The sequence below is a fragment of the Actinoplanes oblitus genome (genome assembly GCF_030252345.1).
Classification (GTDB): domain Bacteria; phylum Actinomycetota; class Actinomycetes; order Mycobacteriales; family Micromonosporaceae; genus Actinoplanes; species Actinoplanes oblitus.
This window is the reverse complement of record NZ_CP126980.1, coordinates 1,903,312-1,924,690: the sequence shown is the minus strand read 5'-3', so window position 1 is coordinate 1,924,690 and position 21,379 is coordinate 1,903,312. Positions and strand designations below refer to the sequence as shown.

General features: G+C 74.0%; 19 protein-coding genes. 6 read left to right on the top strand and 13 right to left on the bottom strand.

The features are described 5' to 3' along the window. The first annotated feature begins 85 nt into the window (after window positions 1–85). On the top strand, window positions 86–964 hold the full coding sequence (locus Actob_RS08840) for a GNAT family N-acetyltransferase (protein ID WP_284919571.1): 879 nt from the start codon (window positions 86–88) through the stop codon (window positions 962–964). A gap of 471 nt (window positions 965–1,435) precedes the next feature. Here the strand turns inward: Actob_RS08840 and Actob_RS08835 are convergent, their stop codons facing one another. The 5 genes from Actob_RS08835 to trpC all read right to left on the bottom strand — a co-directional run bounded on the left by Actob_RS08835 (window position 1,436) and on the right by trpC (window position 6,661). Then, window positions 1,436–2,605, bottom strand: a complete 1,170-nt coding sequence (locus Actob_RS08835; protein ID WP_284919570.1) for an FAD-dependent oxidoreductase — start codon at window positions 2,603–2,605, stop codon at window positions 1,436–1,438. Window positions 2,606–2,613: 8 nt separating this feature from the next. Beyond that, a complete protein-coding gene (lgt, locus tag Actob_RS08830; protein ID WP_284919569.1) occupies window positions 2,614–3,663 on the bottom strand; it encodes a prolipoprotein diacylglyceryl transferase in 1,050 nt (349 codons plus the stop codon). Window positions 3,664–3,762: 99 nt separating this feature from the next. Next, window positions 3,763–4,560, bottom strand: a complete 798-nt coding sequence (gene trpA / locus Actob_RS08825) for a tryptophan synthase subunit alpha (RefSeq protein ID WP_284922275.1) — start codon at window positions 4,558–4,560, stop codon at window positions 3,763–3,765. A gap of 2 nt (window positions 4,561–4,562) precedes the next feature. Next, window positions 4,563–5,804, bottom strand: a complete 1,242-nt coding sequence (gene trpB, locus Actob_RS08820) for a tryptophan synthase subunit beta (RefSeq protein WP_284919568.1) — start codon at window positions 5,802–5,804, stop codon at window positions 4,563–4,565. Further along, on the bottom strand, window positions 5,801–6,661 hold the full coding sequence (gene trpC, locus Actob_RS08815; protein WP_284919567.1) for an indole-3-glycerol phosphate synthase TrpC: 861 nt from the start codon (window positions 6,659–6,661) through the stop codon (window positions 5,801–5,803). The genes trpB and trpC overlap by 4 nt, the downstream gene beginning before the upstream one ends. Window positions 6,662–6,980: 319 nt before the next feature. Between trpC and Actob_RS08810 the strand changes: the two genes are divergently transcribed. Beyond that, on the top strand, window positions 6,981–7,268 hold the full coding sequence (locus Actob_RS08810; RefSeq protein WP_284919566.1) for a hypothetical protein: 288 nt from the start codon (window positions 6,981–6,983) through the stop codon (window positions 7,266–7,268). Window positions 7,269–7,301: 33 nt separating this feature from the next. Here Actob_RS08810 and Actob_RS08805 read toward each other — a convergent pair whose 3' ends face one another. From Actob_RS08805 to hisI, 3 genes are read right to left on the bottom strand one after another with little or no spacing between them, the layout of a single operon-like run. Next, window positions 7,302–7,814 (bottom strand): Trp biosynthesis-associated membrane protein, encoded by a 513-nt coding sequence (locus tag Actob_RS08805; protein WP_284919565.1) that lies wholly within the window; start codon window positions 7,812–7,814, stop codon window positions 7,302–7,304. Beyond that, window positions 7,811–9,271: an anthranilate synthase component I gene (locus tag Actob_RS08800; protein ID WP_284919564.1), complete on the bottom strand. Its 1,461-nt coding sequence runs from the start codon at window positions 9,269–9,271 to the stop codon at window positions 7,811–7,813. Before Actob_RS08800 ends, Actob_RS08805 begins: the two co-directional genes overlap by 4 nt. A 41-nt stretch (window positions 9,272–9,312) precedes the next feature. After that, on the bottom strand, window positions 9,313–9,678 hold the full coding sequence (gene hisI / locus Actob_RS08795; protein ID WP_284919563.1) for a phosphoribosyl-AMP cyclohydrolase: 366 nt from the start codon (window positions 9,676–9,678) through the stop codon (window positions 9,313–9,315). A 189-nt stretch (window positions 9,679–9,867) separates the two neighbouring features. Here hisI and Actob_RS08790 point away from each other — a divergent pair, with 189 nt between their 5' ends. Next, a complete protein-coding gene (locus Actob_RS08790) occupies window positions 9,868–11,799 on the top strand; it encodes a hypothetical protein (protein WP_284919562.1) in 1,932 nt (643 codons plus the stop codon). Between the two features lie 137 nt (window positions 11,800–11,936). On the opposite strand, the gene Actob_RS08785 is transcribed toward Actob_RS08790, so the two are convergent. Next, on the bottom strand, window positions 11,937–12,680 hold the full coding sequence (locus Actob_RS08785; RefSeq protein WP_284919561.1) for a DUF2470 domain-containing protein: 744 nt from the start codon (window positions 12,678–12,680) through the stop codon (window positions 11,937–11,939). Between the two features lie 70 nt (window positions 12,681–12,750). Between Actob_RS08785 and rpsD the strand changes: the two genes are divergently transcribed. After that, the gene (rpsD, locus tag Actob_RS08780) at window positions 12,751–13,359 is read left to right on the top strand and encodes a 30S ribosomal protein S4 (protein WP_284919560.1); all 609 of its coding nucleotides are present in this window, start codon (window positions 12,751–12,753) and stop codon (window positions 13,357–13,359) included. Window positions 13,360–13,425: 66 nt separating this feature from the next. On the opposite strand, the gene Actob_RS08775 is transcribed toward rpsD, so the two are convergent. After that, on the bottom strand, window positions 13,426–15,171 hold the full coding sequence (locus tag Actob_RS08775; protein ID WP_284922274.1) for an ABC transporter ATP-binding protein: 1,746 nt from the start codon (window positions 15,169–15,171) through the stop codon (window positions 13,426–13,428). A gap of 14 nt (window positions 15,172–15,185) precedes the next feature. Further along, window positions 15,186–16,958, bottom strand: a complete 1,773-nt coding sequence (locus tag Actob_RS08770; RefSeq protein ID WP_284919559.1) for an ABC transporter ATP-binding protein — start codon at window positions 16,956–16,958, stop codon at window positions 15,186–15,188. Between the two features lie 124 nt (window positions 16,959–17,082). Here Actob_RS08770 and Actob_RS08765 point away from each other — a divergent pair, with 124 nt between their 5' ends. After that, the gene (locus Actob_RS08765; RefSeq protein ID WP_284919558.1) at window positions 17,083–17,709 is read left to right on the top strand and encodes a TIGR03085 family metal-binding protein; all 627 of its coding nucleotides are present in this window, start codon (window positions 17,083–17,085) and stop codon (window positions 17,707–17,709) included. Between the two features lie 68 nt (window positions 17,710–17,777). Continuing rightward, a complete protein-coding gene (locus tag Actob_RS08760) occupies window positions 17,778–19,061 on the top strand; it encodes an APC family permease (RefSeq protein ID WP_284919557.1) in 1,284 nt (427 codons plus the stop codon). Here the strand turns inward: Actob_RS08760 and pdxR are convergent. Together pdxR and Actob_RS08750 are read right to left on the bottom strand one after the other, a co-directional pair. Next, window positions 18,966–20,303 (bottom strand): MocR-like pyridoxine biosynthesis transcription factor PdxR, encoded by a 1,338-nt coding sequence (gene pdxR / locus Actob_RS08755; RefSeq protein WP_284919555.1) that lies wholly within the window; start codon window positions 20,301–20,303, stop codon window positions 18,966–18,968. The two genes, Actob_RS08760 and pdxR, sit on opposite strands and share 96 nt — an antisense overlap. Window positions 20,304–20,481: 178 nt before the next feature. Beyond that, the gene (locus tag Actob_RS08750; protein ID WP_284919554.1) at window positions 20,482–21,336 is read right to left on the bottom strand and encodes a carbohydrate kinase family protein; all 855 of its coding nucleotides are present in this window, start codon (window positions 21,334–21,336) and stop codon (window positions 20,482–20,484) included. Window positions 21,337–21,379: the final 43 nt, after the last annotated feature.

Here is a 21,379-nt window from a genome sequence, read left to right as displayed (position 1 = left end):
TGGCTCGGTACGCACGACCCGAACTCCGGCATGGTGCGGACGAACTGAATAGCACAGCCGAACCGGCGCCCGGTAGTCTCGCGCGATGGCGCGAGCGGATTCCGACCTCTTCGACCGGCTCGAACGGTTCTACGATGCTTTGCCCCGGCCCTGGTCCCGGATCGAGGAGATCGGCTCGCTGGTGCTCTTCGTCCGCGAGGGCGACGGATGGCCCTACTACGCCCGGCCCCGGCTGGGCTCGCCCACCCCGTCGGCCGCCGACCTGACCGAGGCCCGCCGGCGGCAGCGTGAGCTGGGTGTCCCGGAGGCGTTCGAGTGGGTCCACGAGACCACCCCGGACCTGCTCGCGGTGGCCCGCTCGGCGGGCCTGGAGGTGCTCCTCGCGCCGCTGCTCACGCTCGATCCGCAGGCCCTGGTGCCGGATCTGCCGGTGCCCGGCGCGACCATCCGGCTGCTCGATCCGGCATCGCCCGGGTTCGCCGCCGACCTGGCCGCGTCGCGCGCCGTGGCCCGGCTCGCGTTCGCCGCCCCGGCCTACCGCTCACCCCTGGAGATCGCCGAGAAAGCCCTGGTCATCGAGGGTGCCGGGCCGTCCGAGCGGGATGCCGCGGCGAGCCTGGCACCCGGCGACGAGGCGGTCCGGCAGGCCCGCGCGCTGCTCGGCTCCGGGAACTACGAGACGGCCGTGGTGGAGTCGCCGGAGGAGGGCATCCTGGCCACCGGCACCAGCCAGCAGGTCGGCGACGTGGCGGAGATCGCCGGGGTGGCCACGCTGCCCTCGGCACGCGGCCGCGGCTACGCCTCCCAGCTCACCGCCACGCTCGCCCGCAACCTGCTGCACCGGGGCGCCGGCCTGGTCTTCCTCTCCGCCGGCGACGACGACGTGGCCCGCCTCTACACCCGCGTCGGCTTCCGCCGCGTCGGCACCGCCTGCATCGCCGAGCCGGCCCCGGCACCCCTCTGACCCGCCCGCGCGCCGCCTCGATCCGTCCGCCGCGCGGCCCGCGCGGCTCCCGGAGGGCGGCGCGCGACTGGCTCACACTTCCCACCATATGGTACGCGGTAAGCACCAGAACTGTGATCGCCCATTACCGAAAACACGCCCGCGCGGGTCCCCCGAGTGAGGTGGTCACCTGTATCGGATGGGTGAAATCACCGGACCGGTCCGCCCGCTCCCCGGATCCGGGGGAATCTCACACACTGAACCCGGCCGGCCCGGCGCTTTGCAGCGTAGGAAGACGCGGGCCGGCGGGGTCCCCGCCGATCCACGGTGCCCCCCGCGAACCCGTGGACTCGCCCGGACCTTCGCCCCGGCCCGTCACCAGCAGCGGACCCGCACGACACGCGCCGCGGTCCGGTGGCGGCGCGGCCTCGCGGGCCGGTCGGCACGGGGCTCCGAGTCGTACCGGAAAAGGGTTTTGCCGGGGAATTCCGGTTACTCGGGCGGCGACCAGTCGACGAGCGTGCGGGGGCGCATGTGGTTGAGGGCGGCGTCGCGGGCTCGCAGCGCCAGCCGGCCGCGCGCCTGGACCACCGCTGACATGCGGCGACTCTGGCGGACGACGCTGGTGGTGCGCGGCTGGCGCAGGCGGGTGTAGGCGTCCAGGGCACGGGTGAGCGCGTCGCCGGGTGCCGCGCCGGCGAACAGCGAGTGCAGCGTCGCCGCGTCCTCGAAGGCCAGGCAGGCGCCCTGACCCAGATGGTGCGGCATGGCGTGCGCGGCGTCGCCGATCAGCAGCACCCCGCCGGGCCCGGACGGGAAGGCGTAGCTGCGCGGCAGCGGACGCAGCTCGCGGACGCCCTGCGGGACCAACTCCTCCGGGCGGGTCAGCGAGAGCAACTCGCCGACCGGTTCGTGCCAGCCGGCGAACCAGCGCTGGAGCAGGGCCAGCTGGGTGGCGGGCGGTTCCGGGCGGGCGGCGCCGGCGGCGGTCGCTACCCAGTAGACGCCGCCCTTGCCGGCCGCGTGCGCGCCCAGCGGGATGGCCACGAAGCGGTAGCCGGCGCCGAGCGTCTCACCGCCCAGCACCTGGCCCTCGGCCGGCCGCGGCATCCGGTAACCGGGGATGACCGCCTGCCAGGCGGCGAAACCCGAGCCGACCACCGTCGACTCCGGGGCCAGGGCGGTGCGGACCCGGCTGTCGATGCCGTCCGCGGCGACCAGCAGGTCGGCCTCGATCAGCGTGTGGCCGTCACCGACCGCGGGGCGTTCCCGGCGACCGGTGCGGACCGTGTGCACCTCGAAGCCGGTCCGGATCTCGGTGTCGCCGAGGCCCGCGACCAGCGCGTCGTAGAGATCCTCCAGATGGGCGACGGCCGGCCGGGGGCCGGCCGCGGCGATCCGCGGACGCGGTGCCACCAGCCACTGCCCGTCCGGGCGGCGGACCCCGCCGTCCGGCAGCGGGGAGGCGATCGCCGACCAGCCGCCGTCCGGGTCGAGCGCGTCCAGGGCGCGGCGGCCGTTCGGCCAGAGGACGACGGCGGTGGGCGGCGCGGCGATCCGTTCGGCTCGCTCCAGCAGCGTCACCCGCCAGCCGGTACGGGACAGCGCGCCGGCAGCGGCCAGACCGGCCATCCCGGCGCCCACCACCACGGCCGTGCGCATGGCGCTCGTCAGTTCTCGGCGGCGGGCGGGGTGGTGACTTCGGCCTTCTCCGGCGCCTCGGCCGGGGGCAGGACACCGGTCCGCTGGTACGCCAGGAACCGCTCCTCGCTGACCACCTGGTAGCCGGTGGGCACCTTGCCGCCGGCCGCCGGCGCGCCCACGTCGACCGAGGAGACGTCGCTCTCCGCCTCCGGCTCCGGCGCCGTGTCCGGCGCGTCGATCGGCACCACGTAGGCCCGCGGGCCGCGCATCACGACGAAGTAGATCGCCGCACCGAGGAAGACGGCGATCGAGACGAACACGTTGAGCCGGATGCCGAAGAAGTGGTTGGCCTCGTCGGTGCGCAGCATCTCGATCCAGAAGCGGCCGGCCGTGTACGCCATCACGTAGAGCGCGAAGGCCCGCCCACGGCCGAACTTGAATCTCCGGTCCAGCAGCCAGACCAGGCCGGCCACGCCGAGATCCCAGATCACCTCGTAGAGGAAGGTCGGGTGGTACAGGTCGGGACGGGTCACCGGCTCGCCGTCGATCATCGTGGCGTGGCCCGGGGTGGCCGAGTCCATCTCGTGCACCTGCAGGCCCCACGGGAGGGTGGTGACCTTGCCGTACAGCTCGTTGTTGAACCAGTTGCCGAACCGGCCGATCGCCTGGGCCACCGGCAGGGCCGGGGCGAGCGCGTCGGCGAAGACGCTCAGCGGCAGGCCGATCTGCCGCGCCGCGATCCACGCGCCGAACGCACCGCCGGCCACCGCGCCCCAGATGCCGAGGCCGCCCTCCCAGATGTAGAGGGCCCGGACCGGGTCACCACCGGAGCCGAAGTAGTCCTGCGGCGAGGTGATCAGGTGGTAGACCCGGGCGCCGAGGATGCCGAACGGCACCGCCCAGACCACCAGGTCCAGCGACACCCAGGGCGCCACCCCGCGGTGACGCAGCCGCTGCTCCATGAGCAGGGTGGCGACCACCATGCCGGCGATGATGCAGAGCGCGTAGGCCCGGATCGGAAATGGGCCCAGGTGCCACACCGACGTGGTGGGACTGGGGATGAGGGCGTAGTTCACGGGTGCACACGCTACCGCCGCGGGGCCAGTTGGCAATGCCCAGGGCTGCCGACCACGCGGCTCGCCCGCGGGTCGCCGGACGACCCGCGGGTCCGCTCGTCAGCGGTGGCGGACGCCGTCGGCCAGCTCCGAGCTGAGCGCCCGGAGACTCGCCAGCCCGGCCGCCCGGTCCGGTGCGTCGAGGACGCAGCGGATCAGCGCGCTGCCCACGATCACCCCGTCGGCGAACGCGGCCACCTCGGCGGCCTGCGCGCCGTTGCCGACGCCGAGACCGACCCCGACCGGCATGGCCGGGTCGGCCGCGCGGATCCGGGCGACCAGCTCGGGCGCCTGCGAGGAGACCGCCGTACGGGCGCCGGTGACGCCCATCAGCGCGGTGGCGTAGACGAAGCCCCGGCAGTTCTCCAGGGTCATCGCGAGCCGCTCGTCGGTCGAGCTCGGCGCGACCAGGAAGGTCCGGTCGATCTGGTGCCGGTCCGAGGCGGCGATCCACTCGGCGGCCTCGTCCGGGATCAGGTCGGGCGTGATCAGCCCGGTGGCCCCGGCCGCGGCCAGGTCGCGGGCGAACGCGTCGACGCCGTACTTCTCGATCGGGTTCCAGTAGGTCATCAGCACGACGGTGGCGCCGGCCGACGCCACCGCCTCGATGATCTTCAGGGTGTCCCGGGTGCGCACCCCGCCGGCCAGCGCGATGTCGCTGGCCTTCTGAATCACCGGACCGTCCATCACCGGATCCGAGTAGGGCAGCTCGACCTCGATCACGTCGCAGCCGGCCTCGTGCATCGCGATCATCTGCTCGATGCTGTGCTCGACCGTCGGCAACCCGGCCGGCATGCAGCCGACCAGGACCGCGCGGTTCTCGCCCTTCGCCTTGGCGAAGGTCTCGCCGATGCTCACACTCACGTGTTCTCCCCGGGGACGACGGTCTCGACCGGGTCGAGGATGCCGAAGTAGGCGCCGGCGGTGTGCACGTCCTTGTCGCCACGCCCGGACAGGTTGATCACGATGGTCGGCGTCCGGCCCAGCTCCTCGCGCAGCCGCGGGGCGATCTTCGCGGCGCCGGCCAGCGCGTGCGAGCTCTCGATCGCCGGGATGATCCCCTCGGTCCGGCAGAGCAGCTGGAACGCGGCCATCGCCTCGTCGTCGGTGACCGGTTCGTAGGTCGCCCGGCCGGTGTCGTGCAGCCAGGCGTGCTCCGGGCCGACACCGGGGTAGTCCAGGCCGGCCGAGATCGAGTGCGACTCGATGGTCTGCCCGTCCTCGTCCTGCAGCAGGTAGGTCCGGTTGCCGTGCAGCACCCCGACCGAGCCGCCGGTGATGGACGCCGCGTGCCGGCCGGTCGCCACGCCGTCGCCGCCGGCCTCGAAGCCGTACAGCCGGACGCCCTCGTCGGGGACGAACGCGTGGAAGATGCCGATCGCGTTGGAGCCGCCGCCGACGCAGGCCGCCACCGCGTCCGGCAGCCGGCCGAGCTGGTCCAGGCACTGCTGCCGGGCCTCGACGCCGATGCCGCCGACGAAGTCCCGGACCAGCTCCGGGAACGGGTGCGGGCCGGCCGCGGTGCCGAGCAGGTAGTGCGTGGTCTCCACGGTGGAGACCCAGTCGCGCAGCGCCTCGTTGAGCGCGTCCTTGAGGGTGCGCGACCCGTTGGTGACCGGGACGACGGTGGCGCCGAGCATCCGCATCCGGGCGACGTTGAGTGCCTGGCGCTCGGTGTCCATCTCGCCCATGTAGACCACGCACTCGAGGTCGAGCAGGGCGGCAGCCGTCGCGCTGGCCACGCCGTGCTGGCCGGCGCCGGTCTCGGCGATCACCCGGGGCTTGCCCATCCGCTTGGCGAGCAGCGCCTGGCCCAGCACGTTGCGCACCTTGTGGGCGCCGGTGTGGTTCAGGTCCTCGCGCTTGAGCCAGATGTCCGCGCCGAGCTTCGCGGAGAGCCGTTTCGCCGGGTAGAGCAGCGACGGCGTGCCCGCGTAGTTCAGCAGCAGATCGGTGAACTGCTCCTGGAACGCCGGATCGGTCTTGGCCGACCGGTAGGCCGCCTCCAGCTCGTCCAGCGCCTTGATCAGCGCCTCCGGGACGAACCGGCCGCCATATTTCCCGAAATGTCCCGCCCGGTCGGGCAAGGCGGCCGCTGTCATCGGACCGGCCTCGGGGTCGCCGGGTGGTTGCCGGCGTTGACCAGCTCGGCCACCGCGTCACGCGGCGACTTCTGGGTCACCAGGCCCTCGCCGACCAGCACCGCGTCGGCGCCGGCCGAGGCGTACCGGATCAGGTCGTGCGGGCCGCGGACGCCGGACTCGGCGATCTTCACGACGTTCTGCGGGAGGCCGGGGGCGATCCGCTCGAAGACCGACCGGTCCACCTCCAGGGTGCGCAGGTCCCGGGCGTTCACCCCGATGACCTTCGCGTTCGCCTCGAGCGCCCGGTCCGCCTCCTCCTCGTTGTGCACCTCGACGAGGGCGGTCATGCCCAGCGACTCGATCCGCTCCAGGAGGCCGACCAGCGCGTTCTGCTCCAGCGCCGCGACGATCAGCAGCACCATGTCGGCACCGTGCGCCCGGGCCTCGTGCACCTGGTAGCTGGAGACCACGAAGTCCTTGCGCAGCACCGGCACCTTGACCGCGGCGCGCACCGCGACCAGGTCGTCCAGTGAGCCGCCGAACCATCGGCCCTCGGTGAGCACGCTGATGCACCGGGCGCCGCCGGCCGCGTACTCCCCGGCCAGCTCGGCCGGGTCGGGGATGTCGGCGAGCGCGCCCTTCGACGGCGACGACCGCTTCACCTCGGCGATCACCGCCACGCCCGGCTTGCGCAGGGCGGCGTACGCGTCGATCGCCGGCGGCGCCGCCGCGGCCAGCTCGCGCACCTTGTCGAGCGGCGTCGCCTCCTGGCGTGCCGCTACGTCCTCGCGCACACCGGCGAGGATCTCCTCGAGTACGTTCTGCGGCCGCGCGGGGCCGCCAGCGCCCGCTTCCGCCTGCTCATCGGATGTCACGTAATGACTCCCCTCTCCGGGTGTCTTCGGCCCGATGCTAGGAGGTCCGGCCGGTCACCGGCCCTCCGGGGTATGGCGCGCCTCACGAGTTGGGCTGGGGCATAATGCCAGGCTGCCCGGCCCGCATGTCACTTCCCTCACATCGGGCGAACGGCCATCCCCCCGCTGTGCTGGGGCACCTCCGCCGAACGGCCCACACCACACAGTGTTGACGCCGGTGTCACCGTGCGGAAATACGACTCCGGCATCGTGTCACTCGGGCAAACTTGTCCACGGCGTCGACGGCGCCGCCACCCGGACGATGATGCGGAGTCGACCAATGGCCACTGACCAGAGTCCTCAAGCAGCCGGTTTCGCCGAGGTCTCCCGGACGCTCGTCGCCATCGCGGCGGAGGTCGTGACCGGCGTTCAGCGGGCAGTGGTGGGTCCGGGCAACGTGCGCACCGCGCGGGACAACGCGTGGTCCGCGATCCAGGCCGACCGGGCGCGGGCCGCGGCCCGCGCCGAGACCAGCCGGGCCGTCGCCGCCATGGCCGCCAGCAGCCCGCGGCGGACGGTTGCCGCCGCCCGCCGCCGGGCTCGCGGCGCTGTCCTGCCGGTGCGCTGAGGTCGCCGCTCCGCTGATGCCGCGAAAAGTCGCTTAAGCGGTCGGATCGTCGCCGCGGTCCAGCGCGTCCCAGGCCGCCCGGTTGTCGGCCGGGGCCGGTTCCGCGTCGCTCCTGGGCTGCCGCTCGTAGCGCGCGGACATCGCCGCCCACTCGTGGCCGTGCCGGACCGTCAGCACGCCGCCCAGCGCCACCGCCGCGCCGCCCAGCACCGCGGCGACCGGCCACAGCAGCGAGCCGCCGGCCAGACCGGCGCGGGCCAGCACCGACCCCACCACCACGCCGGCCCCGGCCGCGACCAGCAGGCCGCCGAGCAGCCGCCGGGCCACACCCCTGGTGGCCAGCAGCGCGCCGGCGCCGGCCAGCGCCGCCACCGCGACGCCGACCAGCGAGGGCTGCACGTCGGCGCCGGTCCGGGTGGTGGTCAGGTCGGACAGGCCGGTGCGGTGCTCGACGGTCACCGACCAGGCGCGGGTGACCGCGTACAGGGTCAGCCCGGCGCCGGCCAGGCAGGCCACCACGGCGATCAGGTGGGAGCGCCGGCTCATCGCGCGGCGCGCAGGGTCTCGGCCGCGGCGATCGCGGCGAGCACCGCCGCGGCCTTGTTCCGGGTCTCCTGCTCCTCGGCGGCCGGGTCGGAGTCGGCCACGATGCCGGCGCCCGCGCCCACGTAGGCCACCCCGTCCTTGACCAGCGCGGTCCGGATCGCGATCGCCATGTCCATGTCACCGGCGAAGCCGAAGTAGCCGACCGTGCCGCCGTACAGGCCGCGCCGGGTCGGCTCCAGCTCCTCGATGATCTCCATGGCCCGGACCTTCGGCGCACCGGAGAGCGTGCCGGCCGGGAACGTCGCGGCGAGCGCGTCGAACGCCGTCCGGTCCGCGCGCAGCCGGCCGACCACCGTGGACACGATGTGCATGACGTGGCTGTACCGCTCGATCCGGGCGAACTCCGGCACCTCCACGCTGCCCGGCTCGCAGACCCGGCCCAAGTCGTTGCGGCCCAGGTCGACCAGCATGACGTGCTCGGCGCGCTCCTTCGGGTCGGTGAGCAGCTCGGCGGCGAGCGCGGCGTCCTGCTCCGGCGTCGCGCCCCGCCAGCGGGTGCCGGCGATCGGGTGCAGCAGCGCGGTCTTGTTCGCGCTGACCTTGAGGTGCGCCTCCGGCGAGGAGCCGACGATGTCGAAGTCGTCGAAGCGGAGCAGGTACATGTACGGGCTCGGGTTGGTGGCCCGCAGCACCCGGTAGATGTCCAGCGCGTTGGCGTCGGTGGGCCGCTCGAACCGCTGGCCGACCACGATCTGGAAGCACTCGCCGGCCCGGATCGCCTCCTTGGCCTGCTCCACGGCTTTCTGATAGTCGCCCGGGGCGGTCCGGCTGACCGGCTCGCCGGCCGGCCGGCGCTCCACCGTGGAGACCATCGGCGGGGTGGGGCGGGACAGCGCGGTGGTCATCGCGTCGAGCCGGCCGAGCGCGTGGTGATAGGCCGCGCGACGGGCCTGGTCGTCGGCGTCCTCGGCCAGCACCGCGTTGGCGACCAGCAGCGCGGACCCGTCGTGGTGGTCGAGCACCACCAGGTCGGTGGCGAGCATCATGCCCAGCTCGGGCAGCGGCAGGTCGTCGGCGGCGGTGGCCGGCAGTCGCTCGAAGCGGCGGACCAGGTCGTACGCCAGGTAGCCGACCATCCCGCCGGTGAGCGGGGGAAGGTCGGTGCCGAGCGGGCCCTCGGCGAGCGCCGCGACGGTCTGCCGCAGCACCTCGACCGGGTCGCCGCCGAGCGGCACCCCGGCGGGTGGGGTGCCCAGCCAGGCCGCCTCGCCGTCCCGCTCGATCAGGGTCGCCGCACTGCGCACGCCGATGAACGAGTACCGGGACCAGGCGATGCCCTGCTCCGCCGACTCCAGCAGGAAGGTGCCGGGGCCACCGGCCAGTTTGGTGTAGACACCGACCGGGGTCTCGCCGTCGGCCAGCAGCTTGCGGGTCACCGGGACGACCCGCCGTTTCATCTGGACAAATCCCGCTTCGTCAGGAGATGTCGCTCCGCTGGTCACTGGCCCTCCAAAGGCAGCTCGTCGAAGAAGCAGTTGTGCGCCCCGGTGTGGCAGGCCGCCCCGGTCTGCTCGACGGTGACCAGCAGCGCGTCCCCGTCGCAGTCCAGCGCCACCGACCGGACCCGCTGGTGGTGGCCCGAGGTGGCGCCTTTCACCCAGTACTCCCGCCGGCTGCGGGACCAGTAGGTGGCCTTGCCGGTGGTCAGCGTGCGATGCAGCGCCTCATCGTCCATCCAGGCCAGCATCAGCACCTCCCCGGTGCCGTGCTCCTGGACGATCGCGGCGACCAGGCCGTCGGGGGTGCGCTTGAGCCGGGCGGCGATCGCCGCGTCGAGGGACGTCTCTGCATCTGATACGGGCACGCCAGGGATTCTCCCGCATGCTCCGGAGCACCGGTCGAGGGCCCACGATCCGGTCACAGGGGATGTGCCCGGCCGATCGGGACGGTACCGTCGGCGGGGCGCCGTACCTGCCTGACATGCCCGGCGCCCGCCCGCCGGTGTTCTCGCGCAGCTCCAGTGGGCGCGCCTCGCGACGGGAGTGGTTTACCGATGGAGTCGAGCTCCAGCCCCGACAACACCCGGCCCGCACCCGGACTCGCCCGCTTCTGGCAGGTTCGTCCGGATCCGGAACCGGAGTCGACCTACCTGCCTTCCGCCTACCTGCCTCCGGAGGAGGAGACCGCGCGGGACGCCGAGCCGGAGCCGGAGATGGTGTCCCTCGGCTCCCGCCACTCCGCCGGTCAGCTGGAGGCCGGGCTTCCACCGCTGCCCACCGACCTGCTGACCGGCTCCTCCCTGCCGTTCGGCCCGCACGCGGTGTCCCCCTTCACACCTGTCGCCTCGGCCCGCGGCCCCCAGGGCCCGGGCGAGGCGAACGGCTTCCACCGCGATCCGGGCGACCTGCCGGGCAGCGACCCGTTCGGGCTGAACCGGGCCGCCGGCCGTGGTCCCGGCCAGGGCCGGGGCGACCGTGGTGGCGTCCCGCCGGCCCGTTCCCGGCACGGCGATTCAGATCACTCGGTCCCTTCGGACCACGATTCCGAGCCTGGCCAGGACGTAGAGTCCCAGGAGCCCGGGACCGCATCCCCGGGCCGGGAGACCTCTTTCGGGGGATTCCGGCTCGGCGGCACCGGGCGCTTCCTCTTCGGCGGACGGACCCCCGACGCGCCCGCGGGCGTCAACGGGCACCCCGCCGCGGTGGAGTCATCGGCCGCGGAGGAGACCGGGGTCGCCGAGCCCGGCGACGCTCAAGTCGCCGAGCCACCGGCCGACGAGGAGTCCACCGGTGCGACACCGGCGGACGCGCCGGCGGCCGACACGTCGCCGGCGGCCGGGCAGGACGCCGCTCACGAGGCGGCACCACGCGACGAGAACGGACGTGAGGACATGAACGGACGGGCAGGAGCCCCCGGCTACGCACAGGCCGGCGACGCGCCGGGCCCGGACGAGGCGCCCGTGGCGGACGGCCCGGCCGGCGAGCCGGATGCCGCGGACAGCCGGCCCGCCGCCGGCTGGGCCTCGGTGCCGGTGCCGCCGCCCACCTCGGGCGGCCCGACCGGCTCGGTCTCCGGCGCACCGGTCTCCCCCGGGTACGCGCCCGCGCCGTACCTGCCGACCGATTTCACCCCGGACCACCCGGCTCCGGTCTCCGGGCAGCCCGACCAGGCCCCGGAGCCGGCGGCCGCGACACCCGCCGACCCGGCCGCGTCCGCCGCGCCGGTCTCCCCGGCCCCGCCGCCGGCCACCGGCTCGGCCTCGGTGCCGATGCCGGACCTGACGTTCCCGGTGCTGCCGCCGAGCCCGCAGATCCCGGCCAGCCGCACCCCGGCCGACCTGCCGCCGGCCCCGGACACCGCATTCGCCTTCGGCTCGCCGGCCACCACCGGGTACAGCCTGGGCCGCTCCGGCGACGCGTTCGGGGTCGCCTCGGTCACGCCGGCCGGTCCCGCCGCGCCGCAGCCCGGCTCGGTGACGCCGCCGCCGCTGGACTTCCAGCCGTACCCGGAGTCCGGCCTGGCCGGCGTCTCGGTCGGCACCGGTCGCCGTGGCCTGGCGGACCTGCCGGAGGAGGAGCCGCGCCCGGCCGCCCGCCGCTCGGCCAGCCTGGAGGACGCCGAGCCGGTGCGCCGCTCGGGTCGCCGCTCCGCCGCGGCCGACGAGGACGAGGAGACCTCCGGCGAGCCGGCCCCGGCTGGCGAGGAGGGCTCGATCATCCGGGCCACCATCTGGGACGAGGACGCCGCCCGGCACTTCCGGGCCGCCTGGCACGAGGTCAAGGCGGAGTTCGTCGACGACCCGGTGAACGCGCTGACCCGGGCGCACGACCTGCTCACCGACGCGGTGAACGAGCTGACCGAGGTGCTGCTCGCCGAGCGGGACGACCTGGACCCGCTGCGCGGCACCGGCACCCCGGACACCGAGAGCATGCGGATGGCGATGCGCGGCTACCGGGAGTTCCTGGACCGGATCCTCTCCCTGTAATCGACCGGTACGCGCGAAAGGCGGGCGGCCCCCGGCAAGGGGCCGCCCGCCTTTCGCATTGCCTCGCGGCACCGCGGCACCGGTGCCGCGAGGCGGACGGGATCCCGACGGCGGCGGCAGGAGGGATCCCGGGCTGGTCAGCGATGCACCGAGCCGCTCCCGGCGCAGCGGCGGCACAGGATCGGGTGCAGCAGGTGGGCCAGGTCGTGGCGGTCGGTCACCGGACGGGGAAACGCCAGGCGGGCGCTGCGGCCCGCCAGCCGGACCACGAAGCCGTAGCGGTCCAGGCGGACCACCCGGGGCTCGTCGCCGGGGCGGGCGGCCGGGCCGAGCTGCCGGCGCACATAGTCGCCCATCTCGCCCATGTGGTGGTCGGCCAGGTCGGCGATCAGGTCGAACTCGACGGCGCGCAGCGGGTCCGGGGACGCCTCGGCGTAGTCGTCCGGGTCGATCTCGGTCAGCTGCTCGTGGCGCTCGAACCGCACCTCCGCCACGTCCATCCGGTAGAGCGCCTGGCTCGTGCCCACGTCGAGCAGGTCACCGCAGGCATCGGTGTCGGCGTAGTCCAGCGCGGCGGCACGCGCCTCGTCGCCGGTGAGCCGCGCGGCCCAGCCGGAGACCCAGACCCGGCCGATCGACGGCGACGAGGCCATCGGCGGCACGTCCCGGATGTCCAGCACCAGTGCGGTGTCGTCGTTGCCCGGCTGCGGGCGCAGCGCGCCGGCCAGGGTGCCCTCGGCCGGCACGAGCAGCAGCGGACGGCCCTGCGCGTCGGTCACGTGCCGGACCGGCAGGGGGCCGGGGTGGCACGCGATGTGGGCGACGGCGGGCAGGTGACCGGCGGCGAGCGTACGCGCGATCTCGGCGGGACTGGGTTGCATGACGAGCACCTCCGGGCACCGGTTAGGCTTACCTAAGTTAGGCAAGGCTAACCGTAACAGGAGATCCGCGTTGAACAACTCGCGACCCAAAGCGAAGCTGTCCCGGGCGCTCGGCATCCCGCTGACCCGCAAGTGCGTGAAGTACTTCGAGCGGCGCCCGTTCCCGCCCGGCGTGCACGGCCGGGGCCGGCGCAAGAGCTCGGACTACCAGGTCCGGCTGCTGGAGAAGCAGCGCCTGCGGCACCAGTACAACATCAGCGAGGTCCAGATGCGGGCCGCGTACGACGCCGCGCACCAGGCCGAGGGCAAGACCGGCGAGAACATGGTCACCCTGCTGGAGCGCCGGTTGGACGCGACGGTGTTCCGCGCCGGGCTGGCCCGGACCGTCTACCAGGCCCGCCAGCTCGTCGTGCACGGACACTTCACGGTGGACGGCAAGAAGGTGGACCGGCCGGGCTACAAACTCAAGCCGGGCCAGGTCGTCGAGGTGCGCGAGTCGAGCCGGCAGAAGCCGCCGTTCCAGATCGCGGCGACCGGCGCGCACCTGGACGGCCCGACCGCGCCCTACCTGTCGACGGCCCTGGAGGAGCTGCGCACCACGGTGCTCCGGGTGCCGCAGCGCTCCGAGGTGCCGGTCCTCTGCGACGAGCAGCTGGTAGTCGAGTACTACGCGCGGTAGAACTCGCGGCTGGCTCCCATGGTCGCCTCACCGCTCGTGAGACGACCATGGGAGCCAGCCCCGGCCTCAGCTCCGGGTCTGCTCGAGCCAGCTGGCGTAGAGCTTGGCGTAGATGGAACCCTCCTCGGCGACGAGCCGGGCATGTGGGCCGCGTTGCACGACGCGGCCCGCGTCCACCACGATCACCTCGTCGGCGGCCTGCGCGGTGGACAGCCGGTGCGCGATCGCCACCGTGGTCCGGCCGCGGGTGACCAAGTCGAGCGCGTGCTGCAGGCGCACCTCGGTGGCCGGGTCGACGGCGCTGGTCGCCTCGTCGAGCACCAGCAGGTCGGGGTCCGCCACGTAGGCCCGGACCAGGGCCACCAGCTGGCGTTCGCCCACGCTGAGCGCCTCGCCGCGCTCCCCCACCGCGGTCTCCAGCCCGTCCGGCAGACCGGCCAGCCAGTCGGCCAGGCCCAGCTCGGTGAAGGCGTCCCGGAGCTGCTCGTCGGTGAGCGACGGCTCGGCGAACCGAATGTTCTCCGCGACGGTGGCGTCGAACAGGAACCCGTCCTGCGGCACCATCACCACCCTCGACCGCAGCGAGGAGAACCGCACCGAGGTCAGCGGGGTCCCGGAGAGCAGCACCTCGCCCCGCGCCGGGTCCATCAGCCGGGTCAGCAGCTTGGCGAACGTGGTCTTGCCGCTGCCGGTCTCGCCGACCACCGCGTACTTGCGGCGCGCGTCCAGGGTCAGGTCCACGTCGGCCAGCACGATCGGGCCGCCCGGGTAGCGGAACGACACGTCGGCGAAGCGCACCGACAGCGGCCCGGCGGGCAGCGGCACGCCCCGGTCGTCCGGGTCGGCCACGTCCGGCTCGACGTCCAGGACGTCCAGGATCCGGCGCCAGCCGGCCACCGCGTTCTGCGCCTCGTTCAGCATGTCGGTGGCGATCTGCACCGGCTGGATGAAGAGCGTGACGAGGAACAGGAACGCGGTCAGCTGCCCGACCGTGAGGCCGCCGTCCACGCCGAGCAGCACGCCGGCGACGACCACACCGGCCAGCGCCAGACCGGCCCCGATCTCGGCGCTGGAGAAGCTGGTGACGCTGGTCCGCAGGGCTTTCTGCTGGGCGACCCGCAGGTTGTCGATCGAGGAGTCCAGGCGGGCCTGGGTGCGGCCGGCGACCCCGTAGGACCGGATCACGGTGGCGCCCACCACGCTCTCCGCGACGGCGCCGAGCATCACCCCGGTCCGCTCCCGGACCGACTGGTAGACCGCTCGCAGCCGTTTCTGGAACAGCCGGGACACGCCGGCCGCCGGGCCGAACGCGATCAGCACCACCAGGGCCAGCTGCCAGGAGTAGACGAACATCACCACCGCCGAGACCAGCAGCTGGCCGGAGGCGAGCAGCAGTTGCACCCCACCGGTCTGCAGGAACTGCGAGATCTGGTCGACGTCGCTGGTCACCCGGGACACCATCGAGCCACGCCGCTCGGACTGCTGGTGCAGCATGGACAGGTCGTGGATGTGCCGGAAGGTCCGCGACCGCAGCCCGCTCAGCGCGGTCTCGCTGACCGTGAAGAGCCGCCGGGTCATCAGGTATCCGCAGAGCGTGGAGACCGCCAGCGCGCACAGGGTGAGCGCCACGATCCGCCCGATCACCCGCAGGTCCGGGCCGCCGGCCGCGCGGATGCCGTGGTCGATGCCCTGCTGCACGGCGATCGGCACCGCCACCCGGCCGGCCATCTGCAGCACGGCCAGCGCGATCGTGCCCCCCAGGCCGGTGCGCAGCTCGGGCGAGAGCGCGAGACCACGCTTGATCGTGCCCATCGTCGTCTCGCCGCTCACTGGTGCTCCGCCTTCTCGTACGCCGTGACCAGCTCCCGATACCCGTCCCGGGTGGCCATCAGCTCGGCGTGCGTGCCGGTCGCCACCACCCGCCCGCGCTCCAGGTAGACCACCTCGTCGGCGAGCGCGATGGTGGCCCGCCGGTACGCCACGACCAGGATCGACGCCCCGGAGTCGGTGCCACGCAGGGCGCCCAGGATGGCCGCCTCCACCCGCGGGTCGACAGCGCTGGTGGCGTCGTCCAGCACCAGCAGCCGGGGCCGGCCGGCCAGCGCCCGGGCCAGCGTGAGCCGCTGCCGCTGCCCACCGGAGAGCGAGGTGCCGCGCTCGCCGACAGCGGTGTCCAGCCCGGCCGGCAGCCCGTCGACGAACCGGTCGGCCTGGGCCAGGGCCAGCGCCGCCCGGACCCGGTCGTCGTCGATCTCCGGCCGGTCCAGCGCGATGTTGCCGCGGACCGTGTCGTCGAAGACGAACGGGATCTGCGGAACCAGGGCGGTCGTCCCGGCCAGCGCGGACAGGGCCAGGTCGGGCAGTTTCACCCCGTCCACGGCGACCGTGCCGGACTCCGGGTCGACCAGCCGGACGGCGAGCGAGGCGATCGTCGACTTGCCCGAGCCGGTCGCGCCGACCAGCGCGACGGTCCGGCCGGACGGGACGGTGAAACTGACGTCGTGCAGCACGGCCGGGCCGTCGCCGTACCGGAAAGTCACTCGGTCGAACCGCAACTCGGCAGGGCCGGAACCGGGCAGCGAACCCTCGCCGTAGGTGAGATCACCCTCGGCGCCGAGCACCGCCTGCACCCGGTCCCAACCGGCCACGCTGCGCGGCAGCTCGGCGACCACCCAGCCGATCGCGCGCACCGGGAACGCCAGCACGGTGAACAGGAACGCGACGCTGACCAGGTCGGCCACCTCGATCGCGCCGGTCTGCAGGCGCCAGGCGCCGAGCAGCAGCACCGCGAGGGTGCCCAGGCTGGGCAGCATGTCCATCAGCGGGTCGAACAGGCCGCGCAGCCGGCCCACCGCGATCAGCGAGTCACGCAGCTCGTCGACGAAGACGGCGAACCGGCGCGACTCGTCGGCCTCCCGGCCCATCGTCTTGACCACCAGGGCGCCGTCGAAGCTCTCGTGCGCGACGGCGCTCACCCTGGCCCGGGTGCGCTGCGCGCGGATCTGCCGCGGCGACATCCGGCGCGAATAGACCAGGTTGAGTCCGAACAGCGACGGGAAGAGGGTGGCGCCGACCAGGGCGAGCACCCAGTCGGTGGCGAACAGCGAGACCAGCGCGGCGATCAGCATCACGATGGTGCCGACGGCGAACGGCAGCGGGGCGATCGGCACCCAGGCCGCCTCCACGTCGGAGTTCGCGTTGGAGAGCAGCGTGCCGGTGGCGTGCCGCTGGTGCCAGGCCGGTGGCAGCGAGAGGTAACGCCGGGTGACCGCGCTGCGATAGCGGGCCTGAAGGCGGAACTGCATGTAGCCGGCGCCCAGGCGGCGACCGAAGATGCTGGCCACCCGGAGCCCGCTGATCCCCAGGAAGATCGCGGCGACCAGGGCGAGCCGGCCGGCGCTGACCCGGTGCGAGGCGAAGGCGGGCACCACGATGTGGCCGATCACCCAGCCCACGACGTAGGAGTTCGCGATGATCAGAAGCCCGAACAGGCTGCTGCCGATGGTGCCGATGGTGAAGAGTCGTGGCTCCGTGCGGATCGCGTGGCCGAGCACCCGCAGACCCCGTCCCAGCACGTCGCGGCTGGTTCCGCTGCTCAAAGATCCCTACCTGACTGGTAAGCGTTGACCGGGGGATCCGGCCTTACCGATCCCATCCTGCCGAATCCGCGGCCGCCAGCCCCACGGTTTACATTGTGGCCACGATTACACATACCATCGGCCGATGAACGAGTACGCCCGCCGGGAACGCCAGCTGCTCGCCGACCTACTACTGCACGAGGGCCCGGACGCGCCGACGCTCTGCACCGGCTGGACCACCCGGGACCTGGCCGCCCACCTGGTGATCCGGGACCGCCGCCCGGACGCGTCGGCCGGGATGTTCGTGCCGGCCCTGGCCGCGCACGGCGAACGGGTGCGCCTGGCCAAGGCCGCGCTCCCCTATCCGGACCTGATCGACGAGATGCGCGATCCGCCGGTGTGGAGCCCGGTCAGCAACCCGCTGACCGACGGGCTGGCCAACACCATGGAGTTCTTCATCCACCACGAGGACGTCCGCCGGGCCGGTCCGGACTGGGAGCCGCGCCCGCTGGAGGCCGGCCAGCAGGCGGCGCTCTGGCGCAGCGTCAAGCTCACCTGCCGGATCGCGCTGCGCCGGCTGGGCGTGCCGGCCGAGGTGGCCGCCGACGGCTTCCCGCCGGTGCGTACCGGGGAGCACCCGCGGGCCCGGATCGCCGGGGACGCCGGGGAGCTGGCACTGTTCTTCTCGGGGCGGCAGCGCGTGGCCCGGGTGCGGATCGACGGCGATCCGGCGGTCGTCGAGCGCCTGCGCGGGGCGAAACTCGGCTTCTAGATTGGCTCGACCGGAACGGACCGGATTGGCCCGGGAGCGCGGACCACTCCCGATCTAGGTTGATACTCATGAACGCCCGACTCTCGGTAGCTCAGGGCGCCGCGCTCTCCATCGGCGCGGTCCTGGGCACCGGTCTCATCTCCATGCCGGCGCTGGCCGCCGAGGCCGCCGGCCCGGCGGCGCTGGTCGCCTGGCTCGCCCTGATCCTCCTCTCCGCACCACTGGCCTGGACGTTCGCCGCGCTCGGCGCCCGGTACCCGGACGGCGGCGGGGTGGCGACGTACGCCGGCATGGCCTTCGGCCCGCGCGCCGCGGCCGCCGTCGGCTGGTGCTTCTACTTCGCGGTCCCGCTCGGCGCGCCGGTCGCCGCGGCGTTCACCGGCGGCTACGTGGCGGACGCGACGGGCGGCGGGAAGGTCGTCGAGTTCCTCACCTTCCTCGGCGTGGTCACCGTGGGGTACGCGATGAACTGGTTCGGCCTGCGCGTCTCCGGCCGGGTCCAGCTGGTGCTCAACGGCACCCTGGGCGCCCTGCTGGTGATCACCGTGCTGGCCGCGCTGCCGCACCTGGACCTGGGCAACCTCACCCCGTTCGCGCCGCACGGCTGGCACGGCATCGGTGCCGCGGCCGCCATCCTGGTGTGGGGGTTCGCCGGCTGGGAGGCGCTCTCCTCGCTCTCCGCGGAATACCGCGACCCGCGCCGGGACGTGCCGCGGGCCACGCTGATCGCCGTCGCCGTGGTCGGCGTGCTCTACCTGGCGGTGGCCGCGGTCAGCGTGCTCGCCCTCGGCCCGGCGCTGGCCGGCAGCCGGGCGCCGCTCGCCGACCTGCTCGCCATCGGGGTGGGCGGGCCGGTCCGGGCGCTGACCGCGGTGATCGCGCTGGTGCTGACGCTGGGCGCGGTGAACGCGTACTTCGCCGGGGCGAGCCGGCTCGGGGTGGCGCTGGCGCGGGACGGCGCGTTGCCGGCCCGGGTGTTCGGGGGCCGGCGCCGCTCCCTCAGCTTCATCTTCGTCGCCGCCGTCGGCTGCGCGCTGCTGCCGATCGCGCTGCGCACCTCGACGCTGCTGGTGACCGGGTGCTTCACGCTGGTCTACGTGCTCGGGACGGCGGCGGCGCTGCGGCTGCTGCCGCGCGGGTGGTCGCGGGTGGTGGCCGGGGTGGCGTTCGTGGCGGTGTGCGGGCTGCTGTTCCTGAACGGGTGGCCGGCCCTGCTCAGCCTGGTGTTCGCGGGTGGGGCGCTGATCTATCAGTTCTCACAGCAGCGCCGCCAGGCCCTCCTCGATCAGCAGCGGGTCGACGGCGCCGAAGCCGATGACGAGGCCGGGACGGTTTCCGCCGTACTGGAGTAGGTTCTCCGATCTCCGCGACGACCCACCGGAGAACAGGGCGGTGACGTGCAGTCCCGCCGCCGACGGCAGGACCTCCAGCTGGGGGATCCCGCTCAGGGTCGCGACGATCCGGGCGTGCCGGGCCGCGTACTCCCGGCGCGCCCGGCGGACATGCCGGGCCAGCTGCCCCTCGTCGATGAACCGGGCCAGCGCCGCCTGCATCGCCACCTGCCCGTGCCCGTCCCCCAGCTGCCGGGCCGCGGCCAGCGCCGGCCGCAGCCCCGGCGGCGTCAGCACGAACCCGGTCCGGATGGTCGGCAGCATGCTCTTGGAGAACGTCCCGACGTAGAGCACCCGGCCGTACCGGTCCATCGCCCGCAGCGGCTCGAGCGGCCGGCTGCCGAACCGGAACTCGCTGTCGTAGTCGTCCTCGACGATCGCCGCCTGCCGCCGCCGCGCCCACTCCAGCAGCTGCCGGCGCCGGTCGTGACTGAGCACCGCGCCGAGCGGGAACTGGTGCGACGGCGTCACGTAGACGATCCGCGCGTGCGCGGGCAGCTCGTCCACCACGAGGCCATCCGCGTCCACCGGCACCCCGGTCACCCGGGCGCCCAGCGAGGTGAACAGGTCCCGGGCCGGCGGATAGCCCGGCTCCTCCATCGCCACCACGTCGCCGGGCCGCAACAGCACCCGGCCGATCAGGTCGAACGCGTGCTGGGCGCCGTTCGTGACGAGCACGTCGTCGGCGGTGGCCCGGACCGCCCGGGCGTACCCGAGGTAGCGGGCGATGGCGGCGCGCAGGGCCGGATGACCGTACGGGTCGGCGTACGTCCCCGGCCCGTTGGCCCGCAGCCGCAGCTCCGCCCCGACCATCCGCCGCCAGGTGTCGAACGGGAACAGCGACGCGTCCGGGATGCCGACCCGGAAGTCGTACCGGGGTGGGTCCTGCGCGCCACTGGTCGGCAGCGGCGCGAACGACCAGCCGGCGCGCGGGCGCAACGGATCCGGCACCGACCGCGGTGGCCGGCGGGTCGCCCGCGCCGCGGCCACGAACGTGCCGGCGCCGACCCGCGCGGTCAGGTGGCCCTCGGCGACCAGCCGCTCGTACGCCCCGGCCACGCTGCCCCGGGAGACACCCAGGTCGGCGGCGAGCACCCGGCTGGCCGGCAGCCGGTGCCCGGCGGGCAGCCGCCCGTCCGCGACGGCCGCGCGCAGCGCCTTGTACACGGCCGCGGTGGTGCGCCCGTCGATGACCAGATCCACGCCTCGACGGTATAGACAATCCGATATACCCGTCGCGGGTATCCAGGCCCTTACCCTCAGTTCAGATTCGTCCACGTGAATCGGAGGTTCGACATGAGGATCCGACCCGGCATGCTCGCGGCGCTGCTGCTGACGCTCGTCGCGGCGGTGGTGAGCACCGTCCCATCGGTGTCGCTGCTCACCGGCGGCGTCGCCTGACCAGCTCCGCCCGGCTGATGAAGGAGTCCGCACCGACCGTACGGGTGCAGGCGAACGCCCCGGCGATCGCCCCGTCCGCGAGACACTCGCCGTCGCCCTTCCCCGCCGTCCAGGCGGCCAGGAAGGCGGCGGCGAACGCGTCCCCGGCCCCGTTGGTGTCCACGATCGGCGCGCCCGGGTCCGCCGCGTCCACGTGCGTGACCCCGTCCGGGGTGATCAGGTCCGCCCCGCCGGCGCCGTGGGTGACCACCACCCGGCCGGCCGGGACCCTGCCGGCCAGCCGCACCCCGCTGACGAAGACCAGGTCGGCCTGACTGGCGAAGTCCAGGTGGTACGGGTTCTCCCCGTCCCAGTCGTGCAGATCGGTCGAGACCGTCACGCCGGCCGCCCGCATCGTGGGCAACAGGTGCCGGGCCCAGTCCACGATCGTGACGTGCACGTGCCGGATCCCGGCCGGCAGCGGTTGGTAGTACTCCTCGGGCAGCCGGTATCCGGGGACGTCCCGGCCGTCGTACAGGGAGAGCCGCCGCCCGTCCGGGCTCATCAGGTTGACCGCCCGCCGGGTCCCGGCCGGCGCCGGCGCCGCGACCAGCGGGATCCCCCACTCCCGGAACGCCGCCGTCACCCGCCGCCCCGGCTCGTCGTCACCGATCGTGTCGATCACCCGCACCCGCTCGCCCAGTGCGCGCAGCCCGAGCGCGACGCAGGTGCCGGTGTGCGAGACGTGGTCCTCGATGGGCCCGCGGGGCCGCGCCGAGTCGGCGCCGAGCACCGGCAGGTCGGCCACCGGGACCACGGTGTCGATCCCGGTCCCGCCGATCACCAGAAACGTCATGGCGTCACGGTAACGACTAGGATTGACGCCAGTTGCCGGGGCA